This is a genomic window from Lysinibacillus sp. 38-6 (assembly GCF_046245175.1).
Classification (GTDB): Bacteria; Bacillota; Bacilli; order Bacillales_A; family Planococcaceae; genus Lysinibacillus.
Map to the genome: position 1 here is coordinate 462,280 of NZ_CP176417.1, position 21,255 is coordinate 483,534.

Annotated in this window: 23 protein-coding genes and 1 pseudogene; all 24 read left to right on the forward strand. The window is 40.0% G+C overall.

Annotated features, from left to right (window positions below):
- The first annotated feature begins 115 nt into the window (after positions 1 to 115).
- The 24 genes and pseudogenes from spoIVA (at position 116) to ACKVEV_RS02560 (ending at position 21,248) form a co-directional block, all read left to right on the forward strand.
- Positions 116 to 1,594: a stage IV sporulation protein A gene (spoIVA, locus tag ACKVEV_RS02445; RefSeq protein ID WP_402923704.1), complete on the forward strand. Its 1,479-nt coding sequence runs from the start codon at positions 116 to 118 to the stop codon at positions 1,592 to 1,594.
- A gap of 199 nt (positions 1,595 to 1,793) precedes the next feature.
- Entirely contained in the window at positions 1,794 to 2,066 is a 273-nt protein-coding gene (locus ACKVEV_RS02450; protein ID WP_004232618.1) for an HU family DNA-binding protein, read from the forward strand.
- A gap of 264 nt (positions 2,067 to 2,330) precedes the next feature.
- Positions 2,331 to 2,900, forward strand: coding sequence for a GTP cyclohydrolase I FolE (folE, locus tag ACKVEV_RS02455; protein ID WP_409368811.1), 570 nt, complete (start codon positions 2,331 to 2,333; stop codon positions 2,898 to 2,900).
- A 63-nt stretch (positions 2,901 to 2,963) separates the two neighbouring features.
- Entirely contained in the window at positions 2,964 to 3,182 is a 219-nt protein-coding gene (gene mtrB / locus ACKVEV_RS02460) for a trp RNA-binding attenuation protein MtrB (protein ID WP_402923700.1), read from the forward strand.
- A gap of 287 nt (positions 3,183 to 3,469) precedes the next feature.
- Positions 3,470 to 4,237, forward strand: coding sequence for a heptaprenyl diphosphate synthase component 1 (locus tag ACKVEV_RS02465; RefSeq protein WP_409368812.1), 768 nt, complete (start codon positions 3,470 to 3,472; stop codon positions 4,235 to 4,237).
- Between the two features lie 16 nt (positions 4,238 to 4,253).
- Positions 4,254 to 4,958, forward strand: coding sequence for a demethylmenaquinone methyltransferase (locus ACKVEV_RS02470; protein WP_409368813.1), 705 nt, complete (start codon positions 4,254 to 4,256; stop codon positions 4,956 to 4,958).
- Between the two features lie 19 nt (positions 4,959 to 4,977).
- Entirely contained in the window at positions 4,978 to 5,952 is a 975-nt protein-coding gene (gene hepT, locus ACKVEV_RS02475; protein ID WP_409368814.1) for a heptaprenyl diphosphate synthase component II, read from the forward strand.
- Between the two features lie 86 nt (positions 5,953 to 6,038).
- The gene (gene ndk / locus ACKVEV_RS02480) at positions 6,039 to 6,455 is read left to right on the forward strand and encodes a nucleoside-diphosphate kinase (RefSeq protein WP_173478456.1); all 417 of its coding nucleotides are present in this window, start codon (positions 6,039 to 6,041) and stop codon (positions 6,453 to 6,455) included.
- Between the two features lie 328 nt (positions 6,456 to 6,783).
- On the forward strand, positions 6,784 to 7,140 hold the full coding sequence (locus tag ACKVEV_RS02485; RefSeq protein WP_409368815.1) for a hypothetical protein: 357 nt from the start codon (positions 6,784 to 6,786) through the stop codon (positions 7,138 to 7,140).
- A 30-nt stretch (positions 7,141 to 7,170) separates the two neighbouring features.
- Positions 7,171 to 7,431 (forward strand): hypothetical protein, encoded by a 261-nt coding sequence (locus ACKVEV_RS02490; RefSeq protein ID WP_409368816.1) that lies wholly within the window; start codon positions 7,171 to 7,173, stop codon positions 7,429 to 7,431.
- The gene (locus tag ACKVEV_RS02495) at positions 7,424 to 7,657 is read left to right on the forward strand and encodes a hypothetical protein (RefSeq protein ID WP_409368817.1); all 234 of its coding nucleotides are present in this window, start codon (positions 7,424 to 7,426) and stop codon (positions 7,655 to 7,657) included. The genes ACKVEV_RS02490 and ACKVEV_RS02495 overlap by 8 nt, the downstream gene beginning before the upstream one ends.
- An 8-nt stretch (positions 7,658 to 7,665) precedes the next feature.
- A pseudogene (locus tag ACKVEV_RS02500) lies at positions 7,666 to 7,752 on the forward strand (nucleoside-diphosphate kinase); the annotation flags it as partial.
- A gap of 416 nt (positions 7,753 to 8,168) precedes the next feature.
- Complete coding sequence (locus ACKVEV_RS02505; protein ID WP_409368818.1) at positions 8,169 to 9,317, forward strand: thiolase family protein; 1,149 nt, start codon at positions 8,169 to 8,171, stop codon at positions 9,315 to 9,317.
- A gap of 14 nt (positions 9,318 to 9,331) precedes the next feature.
- A complete protein-coding gene (locus ACKVEV_RS02510) occupies positions 9,332 to 10,099 on the forward strand; it encodes a 3-hydroxyacyl-CoA dehydrogenase (protein WP_409368819.1) in 768 nt (255 codons plus the stop codon).
- 111 nt (positions 10,100 to 10,210) lie between these two features.
- Entirely contained in the window at positions 10,211 to 11,836 is a 1,626-nt protein-coding gene (locus ACKVEV_RS02515) for a long-chain fatty acid--CoA ligase (protein WP_409368820.1), read from the forward strand.
- A 200-nt stretch (positions 11,837 to 12,036) separates the two neighbouring features.
- Positions 12,037 to 12,267, forward strand: a complete 231-nt coding sequence (locus ACKVEV_RS02520) for a hypothetical protein (RefSeq protein WP_409368821.1) — start codon at positions 12,037 to 12,039, stop codon at positions 12,265 to 12,267.
- Positions 12,268 to 12,352: 85 nt separating this feature from the next.
- The gene (locus tag ACKVEV_RS02525) at positions 12,353 to 13,123 is read left to right on the forward strand and encodes a CheR family methyltransferase (protein ID WP_409368822.1); all 771 of its coding nucleotides are present in this window, start codon (positions 12,353 to 12,355) and stop codon (positions 13,121 to 13,123) included.
- A gap of 349 nt (positions 13,124 to 13,472) precedes the next feature.
- Positions 13,473 to 14,654, forward strand: a complete 1,182-nt coding sequence (aroC, locus tag ACKVEV_RS02530) for a chorismate synthase (RefSeq protein ID WP_409368823.1) — start codon at positions 13,473 to 13,475, stop codon at positions 14,652 to 14,654.
- A 2-nt stretch (positions 14,655 to 14,656) separates the two neighbouring features.
- A complete protein-coding gene (gene aroB / locus ACKVEV_RS02535) occupies positions 14,657 to 15,748 on the forward strand; it encodes a 3-dehydroquinate synthase (RefSeq protein WP_409368824.1) in 1,092 nt (363 codons plus the stop codon).
- Positions 15,745 to 16,113 (forward strand): chorismate mutase, encoded by a 369-nt coding sequence (gene aroH, locus ACKVEV_RS02540; RefSeq protein WP_409368825.1) that lies wholly within the window; start codon positions 15,745 to 15,747, stop codon positions 16,111 to 16,113. Before aroB ends, aroH begins: the two co-directional genes overlap by 4 nt.
- 18 nt (positions 16,114 to 16,131) lie before the next feature.
- Complete coding sequence (gene hisC, locus ACKVEV_RS02545) at positions 16,132 to 17,232, forward strand: histidinol-phosphate transaminase (RefSeq protein ID WP_409368826.1); 1,101 nt, start codon at positions 16,132 to 16,134, stop codon at positions 17,230 to 17,232.
- Positions 17,229 to 18,326, forward strand: a complete 1,098-nt coding sequence (locus tag ACKVEV_RS02550; RefSeq protein WP_409368827.1) for a prephenate dehydrogenase — start codon at positions 17,229 to 17,231, stop codon at positions 18,324 to 18,326. The genes hisC and ACKVEV_RS02550 overlap by 4 nt, the downstream gene beginning before the upstream one ends.
- Before the next feature lie 102 nt (positions 18,327 to 18,428).
- Complete coding sequence (gene aroA / locus ACKVEV_RS02555) at positions 18,429 to 19,718, forward strand: 3-phosphoshikimate 1-carboxyvinyltransferase (RefSeq protein WP_409368828.1); 1,290 nt, start codon at positions 18,429 to 18,431, stop codon at positions 19,716 to 19,718.
- Positions 19,719 to 19,979: 261 nt separating this feature from the next.
- Positions 19,980 to 21,248: a tetratricopeptide repeat protein gene (locus tag ACKVEV_RS02560; protein WP_409368829.1), complete on the forward strand. Its 1,269-nt coding sequence runs from the start codon at positions 19,980 to 19,982 to the stop codon at positions 21,246 to 21,248.
- Positions 21,249 to 21,255 lie beyond the last annotated feature (7 nt).

Genomic DNA, 21,255 nt, shown 5'->3' on the forward strand with positions numbered 1-21,255 from the left:
GGCATCAACGTCCAGTATAAATGTAAATTCTATAGACATTGTTTCAGAGATGCTTTTCATATTTATCTTCATGCGTGCATATAGTGAAAAAGCGTAGATAAAGGAGGCAGAAACCTTGAGTGAAGCAGTATTTAAAGAAATTGCAGAGCGCACAAATGGCGATGTTTATATTGGTGTTGTAGGTCCAGTTCGGGTAGGTAAATCAACATTTGTAAAAAAAGTAATGGAAGCTGTAGTGTTGCCGAATATTGTGGATGAAACGGAAAGAATGCGAGCACAGGACGAGCTGCCACAAAGCTCACCAGGCCAAGTCATTATGACTGCTGAGCCGAAGTTTGTGCCTGCCCAAGCGACACGTATTGCGGTCGGAGAAGATGAAATGACGTTCCAAATTCGCTTAGCGGATTGCGTTGGTTACGTTATTGATGGAACAAAGGGCTATGAGGACGAAAATGGTCCGAAATACGTGCATACACCTTGGCATACAGAGCCAATTCCTTTCCAGGAAGCGGCGAAAATCGGGACAGATAAAGTAATTCGTGATCATGCGAATATCGGTATTGTGGTGACAACGGATGGCACAGTAAATGGCATTAGCCGCCGTGCAGCAGAAAAAGCGGAAGAAGAAATTGTTGAGCAATTAAAGGAAATTGGAAAACCTTTTGTTATCGTCTTAAATTGTCAAATGCCGGCACGAGAAGAAACGGTACAGCTACGAAATGAGCTATTTGAACGGTATAATGTGCCAGTTATTGCGATTTCAATCGATCAAATGCGTGCTTCAGATATTCAATATATTTTACAAGAAGCATTATTTGAGTTCCCAATTCGGACGATTGAAGTGGAGAAACCAGATTGGCTGGATGTGCTTGATGCGACACACCCATTAAACGTGGCATTGATTGATTCGATGGAAGAAGTGCTGTCGTCTGTCATGAAAATTAGAGACGTACAACAAGCTTCTGATGCCTTTAAAGCCATTGATTTTATTGATCAAAGTGAAGTGGTGCATGTCGATTCAGGAATCGGTACAGCCGTTATTCGCGTGTCATTACAAGGTGAATTATATAAAGCTGTTTGTAATGAATGGTTGGAAGAACCGATTGAAACAAAGCGCGATTGGTTGCTATTCATTAAAGAGGCTGCCGAAGCAAAAGAAGCGCAAAAACGCTTTAAAGATGCCATTACTGAAGCAGATACGAGCGGTTATGGCGTAACATTGCCAATGATGCAAGAATTTGAACCAACTGCACCAGAACTGATTAAGCAAAATAATTTCTATGGTGTGCGCATGAAGGCAAAAGCACCATCTTATCATATTATTCGCGTGGATATGGAATCAGAATTTGCGCCACTAATTGGCTCCGAATTCCACAGTCAACAGTTACTAAAAGATTTAAACCATGCCTATTTACATGATCGTGATGCGCTTTGGCAAACACAGCTTTTTGGTACGCCATTGCATGAAGTGTTAAAAGAAGGAATTCGCTATAAAATGAATGCAGTGCCACCTACAGCGAAAAAACGTATGCGTCAAACAATTGAACGAATGGTTAATGAAGGTGATCGAGGATTGGTGACATTTATTTTATAGAGATAAAATGGAAATTACAGAGCAAAAAAATAGTGCAGGGCTATTCGTTCTTATGCGAAAAGTCCTGTTATTTTTGTTTTTTGGGTGAAAAACGCATATTTTGGTTATAATCATGAATGAATACAGTTGCGTAGCGGTTTTCTATGTGTTACTCTTTTTACAGAATTGGTTCATGACCCTTTGAGAGGAGGTGAATGGTGTGAATAAAACAGAATTAGTAAACTCTGTTGCTGAAGCTGCAGGTCTTTCAAAAAAAGACGCTTCTAAAGCAGTTGAAGCTGTATTTGATACAATTCAAGATGCTCTTGCAAAGGGTGACAAAGTACAATTAATTGGTTTTGGTAACTTTGAAGTACGTGAACGTGCGGCTCGTAAAGGTCGTAACCCACAAACTGGTAAAGAAATCGAAATCGCTGCTAGCAAGGTACCTGCTTTCAAACCAGGTAAAGCGCTTAAAGATGCTGTAAAATAATACACGTCTAGTAGTTACATAGAGCAGTCTTCATGTAAACGAGCATGAAGGCTGCTCTTTTTAACTTCATAACGGACATTTCATTTTAAGATGTCTAATTTTTTATACATAGAGGTCTCCATTTTTAGTGCAGGAAAATGCTAATTGCTGTAGTTATGTTGAATTTCTTTTAAATCAGGTAAGTCGTTTTGCGCTTAACTTTTGGATATGCTACGATGCATAGGGAAATGTGTAATGTTTTGATACGCAGGAGGGTTTTTACGAATGTCGAATGTTGATTTATTGAAAATAGAAGAAGCAGTAAAAATGATTTTAGAAGCTGTGGGCGAGGATGTACATCGTGAAGGATTGCTTGATACGCCAAAACGTGTTGCAAAAATGTACGCTGAAATGTTTAGTGGCTTACATGAAGATGCAAAAGATTATTTTAAAACTGTTTTTCATGAGGACCATGAAGAATTAGTGCTCGTTAAGGATATCCCATTTTATTCAATGTGTGAGCATCATTTAGTGCCTTTTTACGGCAAAGCACATGTCGCTTACATACCAAACGATGGCATCGTGGCAGGTTTAAGTAAATTAGGTCGCGCTGTTGAAACGATTGCACGTCGTCCACAATTACAGGAACGCATTACCTCTTCAGTAGCTGATACGATTATGGAAATGCTGTCTCCAAAAGGTGTTTACGTCGTAATTGAGGCAGAACATATGTGTATGACAATGCGCGGCTTAAAAAAACCAGGATCTAAAACAGTCACGTCTGTGGCACGTGGCATTTATGAACAAGATGAGGTAAAACGTCGAGAAGTCTTGTCATTTATTCAAATGTCTTAAACTGCATGTCTAATTATGTTATGATGGACTAAGAATTTGTCGGATTTAAGGAGTGTACAGACAATGGCGCAAGATTATATAGTGATTCAAGCTGAAGAAGATGGTGTACATGTTATTGGCTTAACACGTGGTACGGATACAAAATTCCATCATTCTGAAAAATTAGACGCAGGCGAAGTGATGATTGCTCAATTTACAGAGCATACTTCTGCCATGAAAATTCGTGGCAAAGCGCAAATTCATACAGCACATGGTGTTATCCAAAGTGAAGCGAAAAAATAAGGTCTTCTTGTATGATAGCTTCCATCGGTAGAATCTACATACTATGCTGATGTTGGTTATAAACTACAGAGATGCATAACACATCTGTATGTTCTAGATGGTTTTTTACGGGCAAGTAGATTTCCTCCCAAAATTTTGGTTATTTTATGGTGGAGTTCTACTGCCCGTTCATGTTGGTATAAGTAAAAACTTTTTATTCCGAATCGTTGCTTGTGCTATAATGACTCAGTGAGCAAACGTTATGTCTTATTGATATAACGTATTTGAAAGTGAATGGAGTAAGGTCTATGAATGCAACATACATTCAAAATTCAATTGCACAGTTAAAAACAGAGATTTTCATGGATGTTCGTCATAGAACTTTGCAAAAATACACAGGAGTGCCTGTGCTCGACGAAAATCAACTGTTTTACTTGTTAGTTCCCTTTTTGAATGGTGAAGAGTGGCAACAAGAGCAAAGGGAAGCTGCGATAACTGTTGGAATTGTATATGCAGCATTAGCGGCACATGATCATATAAAAGAACTGGATGCTACATCAAAAGAACAACAGCTAACCGTTTTAGCTGGGGATTTTTATAGTGGCAGATATTATGAAATTTTAGCGATGTCAGGCAATGTTTCGTTGATTCGTAAGTTGTCACAAGGAATCGTGGCACGTTGCGAGCATCAAATAAAAGTGTATGAGGCTGAAGAGCGGACAGTAGAACAATGGTGTTCGTCGATAAGCAATATAGAATCAGGCTTAATTACAAAGTTTTTTGAGCTTTATGCATTGCAACATTATATTCCGTTAATGGAAAAGAGCTTATTAATCTTACGGTTAGAAAGAGAATGGGCGATGTATCAACGCGGACAAAAATCTTTAATGAATAAAGCGCTTGAACAAAGTGCCTTACAAGCAGGCGCAAGCTTTAGCAGCGTCTTACAAGATAAAATTGCCCGTTTAAAAACAGAGCTGTTGCAGGTGATAGACCAAGCATCATTTTTACAAAGTGATGTGAAACAAGCTCTACAAGCACGTGTAGAGGCATCGATTGCTTCTACAAACGGATAAGAGAGGTTTTTCAAAAATGGCTAAATCGAAAGAAGAGCACGTTCACGAAGTATTTGAAAGTATTTCAGAGAGCTATGACAAAATGAATGGTGTTATTAGCTTCCAAATGCATGTTGGCTGGCGTAATGATACGATGAAGCGCATGGCTGTTAAGCCTGGATCGAAAGCGCTAGATGTTTGTTGTGGAACAGCTGACTGGACGATTGCGTTAGCGGAAGCAGTTGGAGAAAGTGGCGAAGTAAAAGGATTAGATTTCAGTCATAACATGCTGAAAGTAGGCGAACAAAAAATAACGCCTTATCCTCAAATTGAATTAATACAAGGAAATGCGATGGAATTACCGTTTCCAGACAATACATTTGATTATGTGACGATTGGTTTTGGTCTTCGAAATGTTCCTGATTATTTACAAGTGTTAAAAGAAATGAATCGTGTCGTCAAACCAGGTGGCATGGTTGTCTGTTTAGAAACATCACAATCAGAGATTCCTGGCTATCGACAACTATTCCGTTTTTATTTTAAATATATTATGCCGATATTTGGTAAAATTTTTGCGAAAAGTTATAAAGAATATTCTTGGTTACAGGAATCCGCAAATGATTTCCCAGGTATGAAGAAGCTAGCGGCAATGTTTGAAGAGGCAGGTTTAGAAAAAGTAACGTATAAAGCATACAGTGGCGGTGCTGCGGCAATGCATATGGGCTTTAAAAAAGTACGTTAATGGGGGAAGGTTTTCAAGCGTGGAAAAGATGAAGTTAAAACTACTCTATTCCGATTTGAAGTCAGATATTGATATCATCGAACAAGAATTAGAAAAAGCGGTGAATTCGTCTTCGCATTTAATTAACGATGCTTCTCTCCATTTATTACAAGCTGGTGGCAAACGAATCCGACCAATTTTTGTGTTGCTTGGCGCAAAATTTGGCGATTATGATATCGAAAAGATGAAAAATGTGGCTGTGCCTTTAGAGCTCATTCACATGGCGTCGCTAGTGCATGATGATGTGATTGATGATTCCGATATGCGACGAGGACGTCCAACTGTCAAATCCCAATGGAATAACAGAGTAGCAATGTACACGGGCGATTTTATATTTGCACGTGCACTGGAGTACATTACAAAACTTGAGGATCCACTTGTTCATCAAATTTTGGCACGTACGATGGTGGAAATTTGTAACGGTGAAGTTATTCAAATCGAGGACAAGTTTAGATTGGATCAGGGCTTAAAGGATTATTTCAGACGTATCAAACGAAAAACGGCATTACTTATATCTTCTAGTTGTGAGATTGGTGCAGTAGCAGCTGGCGTAGATGCAAAAACGGTAAGCCATTTGAAACGCTTTGGCTACTTTGTAGGCATGAGCTTTCAAATAATTGATGATGTATTAGATATTATGGCGACAGATAAAGAATTAGGGAAGCCAGCGGGTAGTGATTTACTACAAGGTAATATTACATTGCCGATTTTATTATTAAAAGATGATCCACACATGCAGCCTTATTTAGCAAAAGTATTTGCGGGGACATTAACGGAGCCTGAGCGCCAAAAAATGTTGCAATATGTGCGTAAATCTGATGCAATTACACAAGCTAATAAAATGAGTGATAAGTATTTGAAAAAAGCATTACAGGAAATAGATGCTTTACCAAAACATCCAATTAAGAAAAAGCTTCGTGACATCGCATTGTTTATGGGCAAGCGTAAATTCTAGCTTTTTGTTGTGCTGAAGCTCATTTTTTGTTAATATTTATCGGTAGGTGTAAAACCTGTTAGACGAATTTAAGGAGTGTTTTAAACATGGCAATCGAACAAACTTTTTTAATGGTTAAACCAGACGGCGTAGAACGACAAGTAGTAGGAGATATCGTTGACCGTTTTGAACGTCGCGGCTTCGTATTAAAAGGCGCAAAATTAATGGTGATTCCTCAAGAATTAGCAGAAAAACACTATGCTGAGCATGCTGAACGTCCATTCTTCGGTGAATTAGTAGACTTCATCACTTCTGGTCCAGTATTCGCTATGGTATGGGAAGGCGAAAACGTAATCAAACTTGCACGTACAATGATGGGTGCTACAAAACCAGAAGAATCTAACCCAGGAACAATCCGTGGTGACTACGCTACAACTGTTTCTCACAACATCATTCACGGTTCTGACTCTCTTGCATCTGCAGAGCGCGAAATCGGTTTATTCTTCGGTGAAGATTTAGTTTAATTGTACAAAAGTATACTCGCTATATTAGCGGTTTACCCTCTAACTATTACAGTTAGAGGGTTTTTGTTTGTCTGAATTAATTAATTGAGTAAAGTTTACTTTGTAGAGCAATTTTTGCAATACAAAGCAAAGGTACTAATTGGTTTCCTTTATATCTCTAATGCAGATAGATGTATTAAATTATTGTATAATTCTAGAAAAGAGAGTTGATAGCTACTTGGCCTTTCTTGTCTAGCGGTAAATGAATAAGTGTTATTATGCCATGTTCTACATTATTAAGATGATTTTTTACATAATATTTAGTATAGAGGAAGCGAGGATTTATATTTTGAATGGTGGACTTACGCTTGATGGTATTAAAGGACTTTTGTATATAACCAACGAAAACATGGGAGAATATTTTGAAGACTATATGTGTAGTTTAATGTATGAAGAATCAGATGAGGTTGTTTATGCAGCTCTTGAATTACGTGCAGAGTGGGTAAGAGATTCGAATAGCTCAACTTCATTAAGTATGGAAAAATATCTTGCGCAATGGCTAAATTTGCACTACAAACACTACAGTAATTTACCTAAACCTAAAACCATTTTAACAGGGAATCAAAAGAGAGCTGTTGAAGCAATATATAAAGTAACGCAGAAGCTTTTATTAAGTAAAAAAATTCAAGATGTTTATCTTTATTGAGGTTTTAGTTGGTCTGAACGCCCAAGTTGGGTGAAAAAAGGTCTGCAAGAAGGAGAAACCATTAGAATTGATGAGCAAAGAACTTTATCTAGCTGGAGTTTTTCTCAAGGAATTGCTGAAGGATTTGTCAGAGACAAAAATTTTGGATTTGTTGTCAAGGCCTTGATGCCAATTGACCGTATTTTTGCTATAATAGATATAACAATGGAATCTGAATCTGTCTTCATTAGTTATGAAGAAGCAGAAGAGTTTGAAGTCGTACTTATAATTGGAGGGGACGAAGATGAATAGTAATTCTAGTGAAAGACGAAAAATTGTTGTCCGTATAACTCCAGAAATGGCTAATTGGATGCATCCTCAAACTGAAGAACGTAAACAGCAAATTCAGAAGCGGGTAGAAGCTGCAAAAAAACGCTATTCGCAAAGGAAAAAAATTGTGGAGGAATCTGATAATTCCATTTTAAAGGAGTATAAATCAGATCCATCAAGTTACTTGAAATCTCAGAGAACACAATAGTGCATGGAGTTTCTCACAACATCATCCACGGTTCTGACTCTCTTGCATCTGCAGAGCGCGAAATCGGTTTATTCTTCGGTGAAGATTTAGTTTAATTTTATAAAATTGACGCGTACGCATTTACTGGATACGCAAACTGACTATAGATCCACTCGAATAACTTTCGAGTTGATTTATAGTCTTTTTTTGTTGCCTGTGTGCTTTTCACTGCAATCTACAGGAACATATCGTTCATGACAAAAGAAAGCCAGACCTCTTTCCTGTAAACTTTTGTCGACATTGCGCGCACGCTGCCATTTACATGAATCATCAATTATCAATTAACTATACTTAGTCTCTATTAAGCTATAGATAGAATTGTTAATAACTGCTTTGTCATGTAAAATAAATACTATAATTTTCAGAAAATTAAACAATTTAATCGCTACTTAAAGCGGTATATATTTACCACAATGCAAATAAACTTTAACGTATTGTAGCAAAGGGTATTTCACAATGGAGGGGGATTAAAATGAGAGAAGTCGTAATAGTAGCAGCAGTACGTACAGCAGTCGGACGCAGTAAAGGTGCTTTAAAAAATGTGCGAGCAGATGATTTAGCAGCGGATGTACTAGAAGAGGTTGTCAAGCGTGCGCGTATCGACAAAGGACAAGTAGAGGATGTGATTTTCGGTTGTGTCACACAAACCGATGAACAAGGTGCCAATATCGCACGTACCGCTTTATTAATGGCAGGCTTTCCGGAAAAGGTTCCTGGTGTCACAATCGATCGTCAATGTGGGTCTAGTCAGCAAGCTGTGCATTTTGGGGCGCAAGCGATTTTAGCTGGTGATATGGATATTGTCATTGCGGGCGGTGTCGAAAGTATGACAAGGGTGCCGATGTTTTCGCATATGCAGACGGCCCATAAAGGTAAACGTTTGCAAGAGAATTATACGATTATTCATCAAGGGCTATCAGCTGAGAAAATGGCGGCAAAATGGCAGTTTTCAAAAGAGCAATTGAATCACTATGCATATGAAAGTCATAGACGAGCTTTAAACGCGATAGAGGCAGGGCATTTTCAAGCGGAAATTATGCCAGTTCATATAATCCAAGAGGACGGTACGGTTAGCCTGTTTACCGTTGATGAAGGTCCTCGTGCAGATACTACAATGCAACGATTAAATGACTTGAAAACAGTTTTTCAAGAGCAGGGGGTGATTACTGCCGGGAATGCCAGTCAAATGAGTGATGGGGCTTCAGCTGTTGTGCTGATGTCGTTGGAAAAAGCACAAGCGTTAGGCATTCCACCGCTTGCCAAAATCATAACGCGCGTAGTGATAGGATCAGATCCGACCCTTATGCTTACAGGTCCAATTGAGGCCACAAGACAAGCTTTAAAGCGTTCGGGGCTCACAATTGAAGACATCGATACGTATGAGGTCAACGAAGCTTTTGCTCCTGTGCCGCTCGCTTGGTTACATGAAATGGGAGCAAACCCAGCAAAGCTAAATCCAGATGGTGGTGCCATTGCTTTAGGACATCCACTAGGGGCAACTGGTACAAAGTTGTTAACAACGATGCTATATCGCATGCAGCGTGAAAACTTCCGTTACGGTTTACTCGCTATTTGTGAAGGTATGGGGATGGCGAATGCCACTATTATCGAAAAAATGTAAAGGGGTTGGATTGCATGAAATGTGTTGACGTTGTAGCGATTGTCACTGGTGGTGCCTCAGGTTTAGGAGAAGCGACTGTCCGAAAGATTGTGGAAGAAGGCGGCAAAGCTGTTATTTTTGATGTCAATGATGAAAGAGGGCAGACACTTGCACAGGAATTAGGTGAAAATGTCCGCTATGTTCGCGTCGACGTGACACAAGAGGCTGATGTTGAAGCAGGGCTTGCGCATACTCTAGCAACATTTGGTCGTATGAATGTAGCAGTTAACTGTGCAGGGATCGCCGATGCGAGTAAAGTCATTTCCAAACGAGGCGTACATGCACTTGCATTATTTTCTAAAGTGATTTCCGTCAATTTAATAGGGACGTTTAATGTGATTCGGCTTGCAGCAGAACATATGCAATATAATGAGCCTGACGAAGATGGACAACGTGGCGTGATTATTAATACAGCATCTGTAGCCGCTTTTGATGGACAAATTGGACAAGCAGCATATAGTGCTTCCAAAGGCGGAGTAGCGGCGATGACATTGCCGATTGCACGGGAGCTTGCAGATTCGGGGATACGAGTGATGACCATTGCACCGGGGCTCATCGAAACGCCGATGTTCGCGTCGTTAGCAGAGCCTGCTCGCACAGCATTAGCTAGCATGACGCCATTTCCTAAACGTCTTGGAAAACCGTCTGAGTATGCAATGCTGGTGGAAAGCATTATCCATAATGTTATGCTCAATGGTGAAGTTATTCGCCTTGATGGTGCGATACGCATGCAACCAAAATAACAGAAAGATTTTCTTACTTGTAAAGGTATTGGATAAAATATCGTAGTTGTAGCAACAAATCGGCTTTGGCGTTGAAGCAAGGGACATGTGAAAACGAAAGGGAGCGATGGTATGCATATGATGGATACACCTTTATTACTAACAAGTTTTTTAAATCGAGCAGAACGTTTTTTTCATGCGAAGAAAATTTATTCGCGTACAAGTACTACAACGATTCATGAATTTACGTATAAAGAGTTTGCTAGTCGTACTCGTAAGTTGGCAGATGCGCTGACAACACTTGGCATGGAGCGCGGAGTAAAAGTTGGTACTTTTGCTTGGAATCATCATCGGCATTTAGAAGCGTATTTTGCTGTACCGTGTGCGGGTGCTGTGTTGCATATGATTAATATTCGTCTAGCGCCTGAACATATCGTCTATGTCATTAATCATGCTGAAGATGAAATATTACTTATAGATGAAAATTTAGTGCCTGTCATTGCACCAATCGTGTCACAGCTGAAAACAGTGAAGCATTTTATTGTGATGGGGGATGCTGTTGCGCTAGAAAATTCGCCCTTACCGAATGCGCTTTCTTATGAAGAGCTTCTTGCAGTGGCAAGTAGTCATTTTGAATTCCCAGATGATTTAGATGAAAATGCACCGGCTGGTATGTGCTATACAAGTGCCACAACAGGCATGCCAAAAGGTGTTGTTTATACCCATCGCAGTATCGTCCTGCACAGTTTGACAGCAGGATTAGCGGATAGCATCGCCATATGCGAGCGAGATGTGGTGTTACCGGTTGTCCCGATGTTTCATGCGAATGCTTGGGGCTTACCGTTTGCTAGTGTCTGTTTTGGCGCAACACAAGTATTGCCAGGACCGATGTTTACACCACAGTTATTACTCGATTTATTTGAGCAGTACAATGTAACGTTAACAGCGGGGGTTCCAACCATTTGGCTAGGCGTTTTACAAGAGCAACGACAACATCCCCGAAATCTCTCCTCTTTACGTTCCATTATTTGTGGTGGTTCTGCATCGCCAATTGGTCTTGCACGCGGCTTCGAGGAGGAGCAAAACATTCCGTATTATACAGGCTACGGTATGACAGAGACATCACCGCTTGTTAGTTTATCGACATACTTATCACATATGCAACAATATACTTCTGATGAAAAAATGCATGTACGTACAACGCAAGGCATCACAATGCCGCTGCTTGATATGCGCATTGTCAATGAACAAGGTGAGGTACCTTGGGATGGCAAGACAATGGGGGAAATTACATTAAGAGGGCCTTGGATTGCTAGTGAATATTATCAAGATGAGCGCTCAGTGGAAGCCTTTAAAGATGGCTGGCTCTATACTGGTGATATCGCAGTCATGACCCCTGATGGCTACATTAAAATTACTGATCGGACAAAAGATTTAATCAAGAGTGGTGGCGAATGGATTTCATCAGTGGAGCTTGAAAATGCACTCATGACACATCCAAAAGTATTTGAAGCGGCCGTAGTGGCCATTCCACATGAAAAATGGCTAGAACGACCGTTGGCATGTGTCGTGGCAAAACCGGAATACAAAGATTCACTTACAAAGGAAGAACTGCTGGACAGTTTACGGGCACAGTTCCATAAAACATGGTTACCTGATGATGTGGTCTTTTTAGATGAAATACCGAAAACGTCAGTAGGGAAATTTATGAAAGCCAAGCTGAGAGAAAATTTAAAAGATTATCGTGTAGAAATTTAACCTTAGTAACGTGGTGTCCAATTTCTGCTAAAGCGTAACACTTTTTTAGTGCAACTGTTTGAGCGAGCTTGTGTATCAATTTATTCAATGAAGGCGGTATTGACTGCCTTCATTTTTTAAGCAAAAATGAAGAACATTTGAAAAAGGAAACTATTTTTATTTTATCGTATAATCTATATTAGATAGGAGGTAGAGAAATTATGGAAATTGCTATTGTTGCGATTATTGGCGGCATTATGGTCGCTTTAGCTGGGATATTTACTGATGCGCGTACAAAGGGGCAAAAATTAAAGTTAAAGACTATTGAACAAGAAGTGGAATTAGAGAAGCTAAGATTGGAATCATATACAAAAGAAACAGAAAAACTGCGATTAGAATTAGAACAATCGAAAGTGCTATTGTTAGAAGAAAAGAAAAATTCGACAAAGTAAACGTTGAATACAAAGGAAAGACTATTTCAGTAAAGGCATTTTTCCGCTATAATGGGTATACGACGCTAGAGGGGAAGATGACCGTATGTCTGATTATGTACAATTTGTTGAAGGTATTAAGCGCAAAACTGGGATTGATTTAGCGTTATATAAAGAAGCGCAAATGAAAAGACGATTAACCTCGCTCTACGAGAAAAAGGGCTATCGTAATTTTGTTGATTTTCTAAAGGCACTTGAGCAAGATCGCGATTTAATGAATGAGTTTTTAGATCGAATGACGATTAATGTGTCGGAGTTTTATCGCAATGGAAAGCGCTGGGAAGTATTGCAAAAGAAAATTTTCCCGAAGTTATTACAATCCAACAAGCGTTTGAAAATTTGGAGTGCCGCATGTTCAACAGGTGAAGAACCTTATTCATTAGCAATGGTATTATCGCAATTAGTACCATTATCGCAAATTCAAATAATCGCCACTGATTTAGACGAAAATGTCATTCAAAAGGCAAAACTAGGTGTATATCCAGAGCGTTCTTTAGCAGAGGTACCGAAAGATATTCAAGCAAAGTATTTTGAGCAAGAAGGAAACTTCTACCGAGTTAAAGATGAAATTAAACGTTGTGTTACCTTTAAAAAGCACAATTTATTGAACGACCATTACGATGCCAATTATGATTTAATCGTGTGCCGCAATGTAATGATTTACTTTACCGAAGAAGCAAAGGATCAAATATATGCAAACTTTAGTAAAGCGTTACGACAAGATGGGATATTATTTGTAGGTTCAACAGAGCAAATTTTTAATCCATCGCGTTATGACTTTGAGGTAGAAGATACTTTCTTCTATCGAAAAAAATAGTTAATTATATGATGAAAAGCTTCGTACAGTGAACAAGAGACTAATCACGTACATAAACTGCCAAGACACTAGACATAGATGATCGTACGCTTTTCGCTTGTCATAAGCAAAAAGCGTATTTTTTTATTAAAGTAAATGGTAGTATTTTACTTTAAGGATTAGTGTGAAGGTTTTAAGTGTAGCTAGAAAACGTTATTTTTTTAAATAAATCGTTCAGAATATTCGCATATAATGTAGCGCTGTCAAGTGGAAAGTCGTTGCGGGACATTTGCAAAAGGACTGTTTTTTTAGAGAATATATGTTATAGTGAAAAATACATACTTTAGCGAGTTGAAGGGAGAAAGCGTTTATGCGTTACTTAACAGCAGGAGAATCACACGGACCACAATTAACTACAATAATTGAGGGTTTACCGTCACTTTTACCAATTACAGCAGAAAAAATTAATCATGATTTAAAACGTCGCCAAGGAGGACATGGCCGCGGTCGTCGTATGCAAATCGAAACGGATACAGTAGAAATCGTTGCTGGTGTTCGCCACGGACAAACGCTTGGCTCTCCTGTTGCGCTAGTTGTCACAAACGATGATTGGAAGCATTGGACGAAAATTATGGGAGCAGAACCTTTAGCGGAAGATATCAATCCAGAAGATATTAAACGTCAAATTTCACGTCCGCGTCCAGGACATGCAGATTTAGTAGGTGGCATGAAATATGGCCATCGTGATTTACGTAATGTGTTAGAACGTTCCTCTGCGCGTGAAACGACAGTTCGTGTGGCAGTTGGTGCTGTTGCAAAAGCCTTATTAAATGAACTTGGCATCTCTATTGTGTCACATGTAACTGAAATCGTAGGCATTAAGGCAGACACTTCTTTAATTGAAGGAAAATCGGTCGATGAAATTCGTACAATTGTTGAAGCAGACCCATGCTACTGTGTAGATCCAGTCGCTTCAGCCAAAATGGTAGAAGCCATCGATGAAGCAAAAAAAGCCGGCGATTCCATTGGTGGTGTTGTTGAGGTAATTGTTGAAGGCATGCCAGCAGGTGTAGGTTCATATGTTCATTATGACCGTAAGCTAGATGCCAAATTAGCGGCTGCGATGTTATCTATCAATGCATTTAAAGGTGTTGAATTTGGTATCGGTTTTGAAATGGCACGCAAAAAAGGTTCAGAAGTCCATGATGAAATCATTTGGTCTGAAGAACAAGGCTACACGCGTGCTACGAATCGTCTTGGCGGCTTAGAAGGTGGCATGTCCACAGGTATGCCAATTGTTGTGCGTGGGGTTATGAAGCCAATCCCGACATTATATAAACCATTACAAAGCGTTGATATCGAAACAAAAGAGCCGTTTAAAGCAAGTGTAGAACGCTCTGACAGCTGTGCAGTGCCGGCAGCATCAGTCGTTGCAGAACATGTTATTGCCTGGGAAATTGCTAATGCGATTATGGATCAATTCCACGGCGATCAATTACCTCAATTACAAGCGCAAATTGAAGAACAACGTCGTTACGCAAAGGAGTTTTAATCATGCGTGTACCAGTAGCAACAAAATCACATCAATATGAGGTAGTACTTGGACATCAATTTTTATTTGAGGCAGTAAAAACATTTGATGAAAAACTGCAAACAGCAGATAAGCTCATTGTTTTTACAGATGCCAATGTATGGGCTGCCCAAGGGGAATATTTCAAGTCGAACTTCCCATATGACTTTGAGGTATTTGTGCTACCGGGTGGTGAGGCTTGTAAAACATTTGAACAATACAATGCAGCACAAACTTTCTTGCTTGAACAAAAATGTTCACGTAAATCATTTATTTTTGCATTTGGTGGCGGAGCAGTTGGCGATTTAACAGGTTTTGTTGCAGCTACCTATATGCGAGGTGTGCCATTTATCCAAATACCAACGACGATTTTAGCACATGACTCAGCGGTTGGTGGTAAAACAGCGATTAACCATCCGCTAGGCAAAAATATGATTGGTGCTTTTTATCAGCCAGAAGGGGTTATCTACGATACTGTCTTTATAGAAAGCTTGCCTGAGCGTGAAGTGCGATCAGGGACTGCAGAAGTCATTAAGCATGCGATGATATCGAATGCCACATGGCTACAACAGTTAATGACAGCTGAATCAGTTATTCATTTCAGTACAACAGAATTAGCCGAACAACTAAAAGCAGGAATTGAAGTAAAGGCGAAAATTGTCTCTGAAGATGAAACAGAGCAGTCTGTGCGCAAATATTTAAACTTAGGCCATACCTACGGCCATGCCATTGAAGCAGCAGCTGGGTATGGAAACGTCGCACATGGTGAAGCAGTGATGATTGGACTTGTGTATTGTTTATTATTAAGTGAGCGTTACGGTAAATTAAATCGTGAATTTACAACTGCGTTTTTACAGTTTGCGCTAAAAAATGGCTATCCTTTTGCAGCGGTAAATGATTATTCATTTGAACAGTTAACGGAGTATTTATTAAAAGATAAAAAAGCGGAATACGGGGTATTACAATTTGTGCTGCTCGAAGAAATTGGAAAGCCATTTGTGCGACCAATAGACTTAGCAGAATGCAAAGAAGTAGATGCTGAATTCCGACAGTTATTAGCGGAGGTGCTTGTATGATTCGTGGACTTAGAGGTGCAATAACGATTGAATTGGACAAGCCAGAGCTTGTATGGGATGAGACAGCGAGATTAGTGCGTGAAGTTGTGGCAGCCAATCAGGTGGAAGTAGAGGATATTGCTTCGATTGTTATTTCAACGACACCAGATATTACATCAGCGTTTCCAGCGCGTGCTGTAAGATTAATGGACGGCTGGCAGTACGTCCCTGTTATGTGTATGCATGAAATGGATGTGCCAGATGCATTGCCTTTATGTATTCGTGTGTTAATCCATGCGAATGTGCAAATGGCGCAAAAAGATGTCCAGCATATTTATTTAAATGATGCAGTGAAATTAAGACCAGATTTAGCCCAAGCTAAATAATAAGAGGAGATGTTTGAGATGAAATGGAAACAACAATTGGACGGTATGCAAGCATACAAGCCAGGTAAACCAATTGAAGAAGTACAACGTGAATTTGGCTTACAAGAAGTCGTTAAGTTAGCATCAAATGAAAACCCATTTGGTTGCTCACCTAAGGTAACAGCGTATTTACAAAATAATGCAGTAAACCACGCCATCTATCCAGACGGTTATGCACAAAACTTGCGTACGGCTGTAGCCAATTATCTAGGTGTCCAAGAAACACAGCTTCTTTTCGGCAATGGCTCAGATGATATTATTGCAATTCTTACACGTGCTCTGTTGTATCCAGGTGTGAACACAGTCATGGCAGACCCATCCTTCTCACAATATATTCATAATGCTGAAATCGAAGGAGCAGAAGTTCGTAAAATTCCTTGTATCGAAGGGGCACACGACTTAGACGCAATGGCAGCAGCAATAGATGATCAAACTTCTATCGTCTGGGTATGTAGCCCGAACAATCCAACAGGGGTTGTCATTACAAATTCAGATTTACGTGCGTTTTTAGCGAAAGTTCCAAGCGATGTACTTGTCGTTTTAGACGAAGCGTATATCGAATATGTGACACATCCAGGGCATAAAGAAACACTATCATTAATTGAAGAGTTTCCAAATGTACTATTATTGCGCACTTTCTCTAAAGCATATGGTCTTGCTTCCTTCCGAGTTGGTTACGCGATTGGTCAACCAGCCGTCATTGCGAAACTGGACCCAGTACGTGCACCGTTTAACAATACGATTTTAAGTCAAGCAGTTGCAGCGATTGCTTTAAGTGATCAAGACTTTATAAAAAATTGTTGTACAGCTAATGAAAAAGGCAAAAAACAATACGTTGATTTTTGTGAAAAGCATCATTTGAAATACTACCCATCTGATACGAACTTTATTTTCTTTAACACGAATGCGGATAGTGATGTTGTGTTCCAAGAGCTTATGAAGCGCGGGTTTATTATTCGTAGCGGTAATGCGCTAGGTGCACCAGGCTTTATCCGTGTAACAATTGGGACAGAAGCACAAAATGCGGCATTATTAGGGCATCTTGAAGCAGTCTTAAAAGAACAAGGAGTTTTTGCATGACACGCAAAGTGCTCGTTATTGGTTTAGGCTTAATCGGGGGCTCAATTGCTCTTGCTTTACAAAAAGCACCTGAAACAAAAATTATTGGCTATGATATGGATGAAAAAACCCGTGAACATGCCAAAACATTAAATATTGTCCATGACATTGTGACAAATCCACAAGACGTTGCTGCAGAGGTTGATATCATTATTTTTGGAACACCTGTCAATGCTACGCTCGAATGGATGGAACAATTAAAAACATGGCCGTTAAAAAATAAAGTGATTGTAACAGATACAGGTAGTACGAAAAAAATGATTATGCAAAAAGCTGGCGAGTTACGTGAGCTAGGCATTACGTTTATCGGTGGACATCCGATGGCAGGGTCTCATAAAAGTGGTGTGTTAGCAGCCAAAGCCCATCTTTTCGAAAATGCGTATTATATGTTAACACCGCTAGCGGGTGAGGAAATTATTCATATGGCTCAGCTCGAAAGCTTATTAAAATTTACTCATGCAAAAGTGGTCAGCGTATCGGCACGAGAGCACGATCATATGACCGCTGTCGTTAGTCATTTCCCTCATGTCATAGCTGCATCTCTTGTGCATCAATTAGGCGGGGAAAATGGTGAATATCCAATGACACGTTCTCTTGCAGCAGGGGGGTTCCGGGATGTGACGCGTATTGCATCCTCTAATCCGATTTTATGGCGTGATATTACATTGCAAAATCGTGATGAATTAGTTGCGCAGCTTGAAGGCTGGCAAACGGAAATGGATCGTGTGAAAGAGCTACTTTTAAATGGTAGTTCAGCCGATATTGAAAGCTATTTTGCTATTGCCAAAGAGCTACGTGATGAATTACCGATTAGTGCTGGAGCAATGTTCACATCGTTTGACTTGTATGTCGATGTTCCTGACTATCCGGGGGTCATTTCAGAAGTAACGGGCTTATTAGCAGAAGAGCAAATTAGCATTACGAATTTACGAATCGTCGAATCTCGTGAAGATGTTTTTGGTATTCTGGTCATTAGCTTGCAAAGTGAAAGTGATCGTGAACGTGCAGCCGCATGTATTCAACAGCGCGCTAATTTCGAAACATATATTTCTTAAGTGGCATTGCCGTCAATAAGAGACGTTTTAGTGGCTATATATTAATGAAGAAAGCGTCGATTACTCGGCGCTTTCTATCTTCATATGGAGGCGAGATTAATTATGAGTGAAAAAGTATTACAGTATAATAAACCATCATTACATGGGCAGTTAACAATTCCTGGTGATAAATCTGTGTCACATCGCTCTGTTATGTTTGGCGCGATCGCAACAGGAAAAACAACGGTCGACGGCTTTTTACTTGGTGAGGATTGCTTAAGCACAATCGATTGTTTCCGCAAGCTTGGTGTAAACATTGAGGTGGACGGAACAAATGTGACAATTGAAAGTGCGGGTATAGAAGCCTGGCAAGAACCGAGCGAAGTGTTATACACAGGGAACTCGGGCACAACAACACGCTTGATGCTCGGGATATTAGCAGGTTCCAAAGTACATAGCGTAATGACTGGGGATGCTTCTATTGGGAAACGTCCGATGCGTCGCGTTATCGACCCATTACGTCAAATGGGGGCTCATATTACAGGGCGTGCGGATGGACAATATACACCACTTGCCATTCAAGGTACAACGTTACAAGCCATTGACTATCAAATGCCTGTTGCGAGTGCTCAAGTGAAATCAGCTATTTTACTAGCAGGTTTACGTGCACAAGGGACAACAATTGTCAGAGAATCAGAAGTATCGCGTGACCATACAGAGCGCATGCTACGTCAATTTGGCGCGGAAATTACGGTAGCAGATGGTGTTGTGACTTTTGAAGGTGGACAAACACTGTCCGGTACACATGTATCTGTGCCTGGCGATATTTCTTCTGCTGCATTTTTCCTAGTAGCAGGTGCAATTTGTCGTGATAGTAAAATTGTCTTAGAAAATGTTGGGGTCAATCCAACGCGTGACGGTATTATTGAAGTTCTTCACAACATGGGGGCGGCTATAACAGTCGTAGCTAATGAGGATGGACAATCTGAACCAACTGCAACAATTACAATGGAAACATCTACATTAAAAGGAACGGTTATTGAAGGTGGCTTGATTCCGAGATTAATCGATGAAATTCCTGTTCTTGCGCTGTTAGCTACACAGGCGCAGGGCAAGACGATTATCCGAGATGCTGAAGAACTGAAGGTGAAAGAGACTGATCGCATTACAGCAGTCGTAGATGAATTGAAAAAGCTTGGTGCGCGTATAGAGGCAACTGAAGATGGAATGATTATTGAGGGACCAACGCCATTACGTGGGGCAAGCTTGAAAACATACGGCGATCACCGTATCGGTATGATGGGCGCTGTGGCGGCATTAGTAACGGATGGAGCTGTAACATTAGATGATGCGGAATGCATCGCAGTTTCCTACCCATCGTTTTTCGAGCATGTTGAAGCTGTCAAGAAGTAACCTGCTGGATTAACATTCACTATCAGTGGTGAGTGGATTGGAGCGGCGAGAGCAGGCTCCTGCCTGTGTAAGACAGGGTTCCTTGTGCTAAAGCGATAGAAGAAAAACTCAACAAATGTAAAATGGAAAAAAACGTGTAGCGAAACGTAAAATTTTGCGAGTTTGTGTACGCGTTGAACTCTCCAATCCTTTTGGGGAGTTTTTTCTTGTTTCAAAAGAAAATATTTTGTAGCATAAAGGTATACAAGAAAGAATAGGTGAATGACTGTGAACAATGCGATGACTGAAATGATGCAAGCACTTGAGCAAGGGGATTTAGCTTTAATAGACCAGCTACTCGAAACTTTTTTAATGAAGGAATTACCTGAGGAAATATACGCACTGGCGGAAGTATTTATGCAATATGGTTACATGAAAGAAGCGAACCGTGTACTGGAACATTTGCAATTTTTATTCCCAGAGGAGGCACAATTAAAAATTGATCGTGCCAACGTTTTAATGGAGCTTGGAGATGAGGACGAGGCGTTAGACATGTTGTTAGCAGTCGAAGATACAGCCCCAGAATACCCGCAAGCATTACTAGTACTAGCCGATTATTACCAAATGCAAGGGTTATTTGAAGTAGCTGAAAAACGCATTAATGAGGCGTTAGCCATCTTACCTGAGGAGCCATTATTACATTTCGCTAAAGCAGAGCTCTTATTTGAAACAGGACGTTTTTTAGAGGCAGCGCGCCTTTACGAAGAATTGCATGAACAACAAGAGGAATTTGCAGGCATCAGTCTCGTGGAACGACTTGCTGAAGTATATCGTGCAGGGGCTGCCTATGAAACGGCTCTAGACTATTATTTAGCAGCACTTGAAGAAGAAGTGAAGCCGGATACTTTATTTGGCGCTGCATATGCTGCGTTTCAATCTCAAAAATATGAACTGGCGATTAAACAATTAGAGGACTTAAAAGAATTAGACCCTGATTATTTCTCTGCTTATTTACTGCTAGCAGAAAGCTATGCCATGACTGAAGATAACAAAAAAGCTTATGCGGCTATAAAAGAAGGGCTAAAGCGCGATGAGTACGATAAATCATTATTCTTATTTGCAGGAAAAATGGCATTAAAAAACGCTGTGCCTGAAGAAGCAGAAAATTATTTACGTGAAGCCATTGCACTAGATCCTGAATATATGGAAGCGGTGTTAACACTGATATCCCTATTTACGCAGCAAGAACGCTATGAGGATGTCGTTGAATTATTTGAGACATTACAAAAAAATGATTTTGAATGGAACACATTATACCCTTATGCTGCTGACGCATATGCAAATTTAGAATTGTACGACCGTGCATACGAATTTTACCGTTTGGCATATACTGATTTTAAGGAAGACGCAGCATTTTTAGAAAAATATGTTTATTTCTTATTAGAAGAAGGCAAGCGTACAGAGGTTAAAGAGGTACTTGGTCATTTAATCAAGCTTCAGCCAGGGGAACCGCAATGGCAAGAAATGTTAGAAGGCTTAGAATTAGAGTAAAGGAGGG

Excerpts from the sequence above, each read along its gene's own strand:
- ACKVEV_RS02510 (WP_409368819.1), top strand. The coding sequence starts at position 9,332 with ATGAAATGTGTTGACGTTGTAGCGATTGTCACTGGTGGTGCCTCAGGT.
- ndk (WP_173478456.1), top strand. The coding sequence starts at position 6,039 with ATGGCAATCGAACAAACTTTTTTAATGGTTAAACCAGACGGCGTAGAA.
- aroC (WP_409368823.1), top strand. The coding sequence starts at position 13,473 with ATGCGTTACTTAACAGCAGGAGAATCACACGGACCACAATTAACTACA.
- ACKVEV_RS02550 (WP_409368827.1), top strand. The coding sequence starts at position 17,229 with ATGACACGCAAAGTGCTCGTTATTGGTTTAGGCTTAATCGGGGGCTCA.
- hisC (WP_409368826.1), top strand. The coding sequence starts at position 16,132 with ATGAAATGGAAACAACAATTGGACGGTATGCAAGCATACAAGCCAGGT.
- folE (WP_409368811.1), top strand. The coding sequence starts at position 2,331 with ATGTCGAATGTTGATTTATTGAAAATAGAAGAAGCAGTAAAAATGATT.
- ACKVEV_RS02465 (WP_409368812.1), top strand. The coding sequence starts at position 3,470 with ATGAATGCAACATACATTCAAAATTCAATTGCACAGTTAAAAACAGAG.
- aroA (WP_409368828.1), top strand. The coding sequence starts at position 18,429 with ATGAGTGAAAAAGTATTACAGTATAATAAACCATCATTACATGGGCAG.
- ACKVEV_RS02520 (WP_409368821.1), top strand. The coding sequence starts at position 12,037 with ATGGAAATTGCTATTGTTGCGATTATTGGCGGCATTATGGTCGCTTTA.
- ACKVEV_RS02515 (WP_409368820.1), top strand. The coding sequence starts at position 10,211 with ATGCATATGATGGATACACCTTTATTACTAACAAGTTTTTTAAATCGA.
- ACKVEV_RS02495 (WP_409368817.1), top strand. The coding sequence starts at position 7,424 with ATGAATAGTAATTCTAGTGAAAGACGAAAAATTGTTGTCCGTATAACT.
- aroH (WP_409368825.1), top strand. The coding sequence starts at position 15,745 with ATGATTCGTGGACTTAGAGGTGCAATAACGATTGAATTGGACAAGCCA.
- ACKVEV_RS02505 (WP_409368818.1), top strand. The coding sequence starts at position 8,169 with ATGAGAGAAGTCGTAATAGTAGCAGCAGTACGTACAGCAGTCGGACGC.
- ACKVEV_RS02560 (WP_409368829.1), top strand. The coding sequence starts at position 19,980 with ATGACTGTGAACAATGCGATGACTGAAATGATGCAAGCACTTGAGCAA.
- ACKVEV_RS02470 (WP_409368813.1), top strand. The coding sequence starts at position 4,254 with ATGGCTAAATCGAAAGAAGAGCACGTTCACGAAGTATTTGAAAGTATT.
- ACKVEV_RS02525 (WP_409368822.1), top strand. The coding sequence starts at position 12,353 with ATGTCTGATTATGTACAATTTGTTGAAGGTATTAAGCGCAAAACTGGG.
- aroB (WP_409368824.1), top strand. The coding sequence starts at position 14,657 with ATGCGTGTACCAGTAGCAACAAAATCACATCAATATGAGGTAGTACTT.
- mtrB (WP_402923700.1), top strand. The coding sequence starts at position 2,964 with ATGGCGCAAGATTATATAGTGATTCAAGCTGAAGAAGATGGTGTACAT.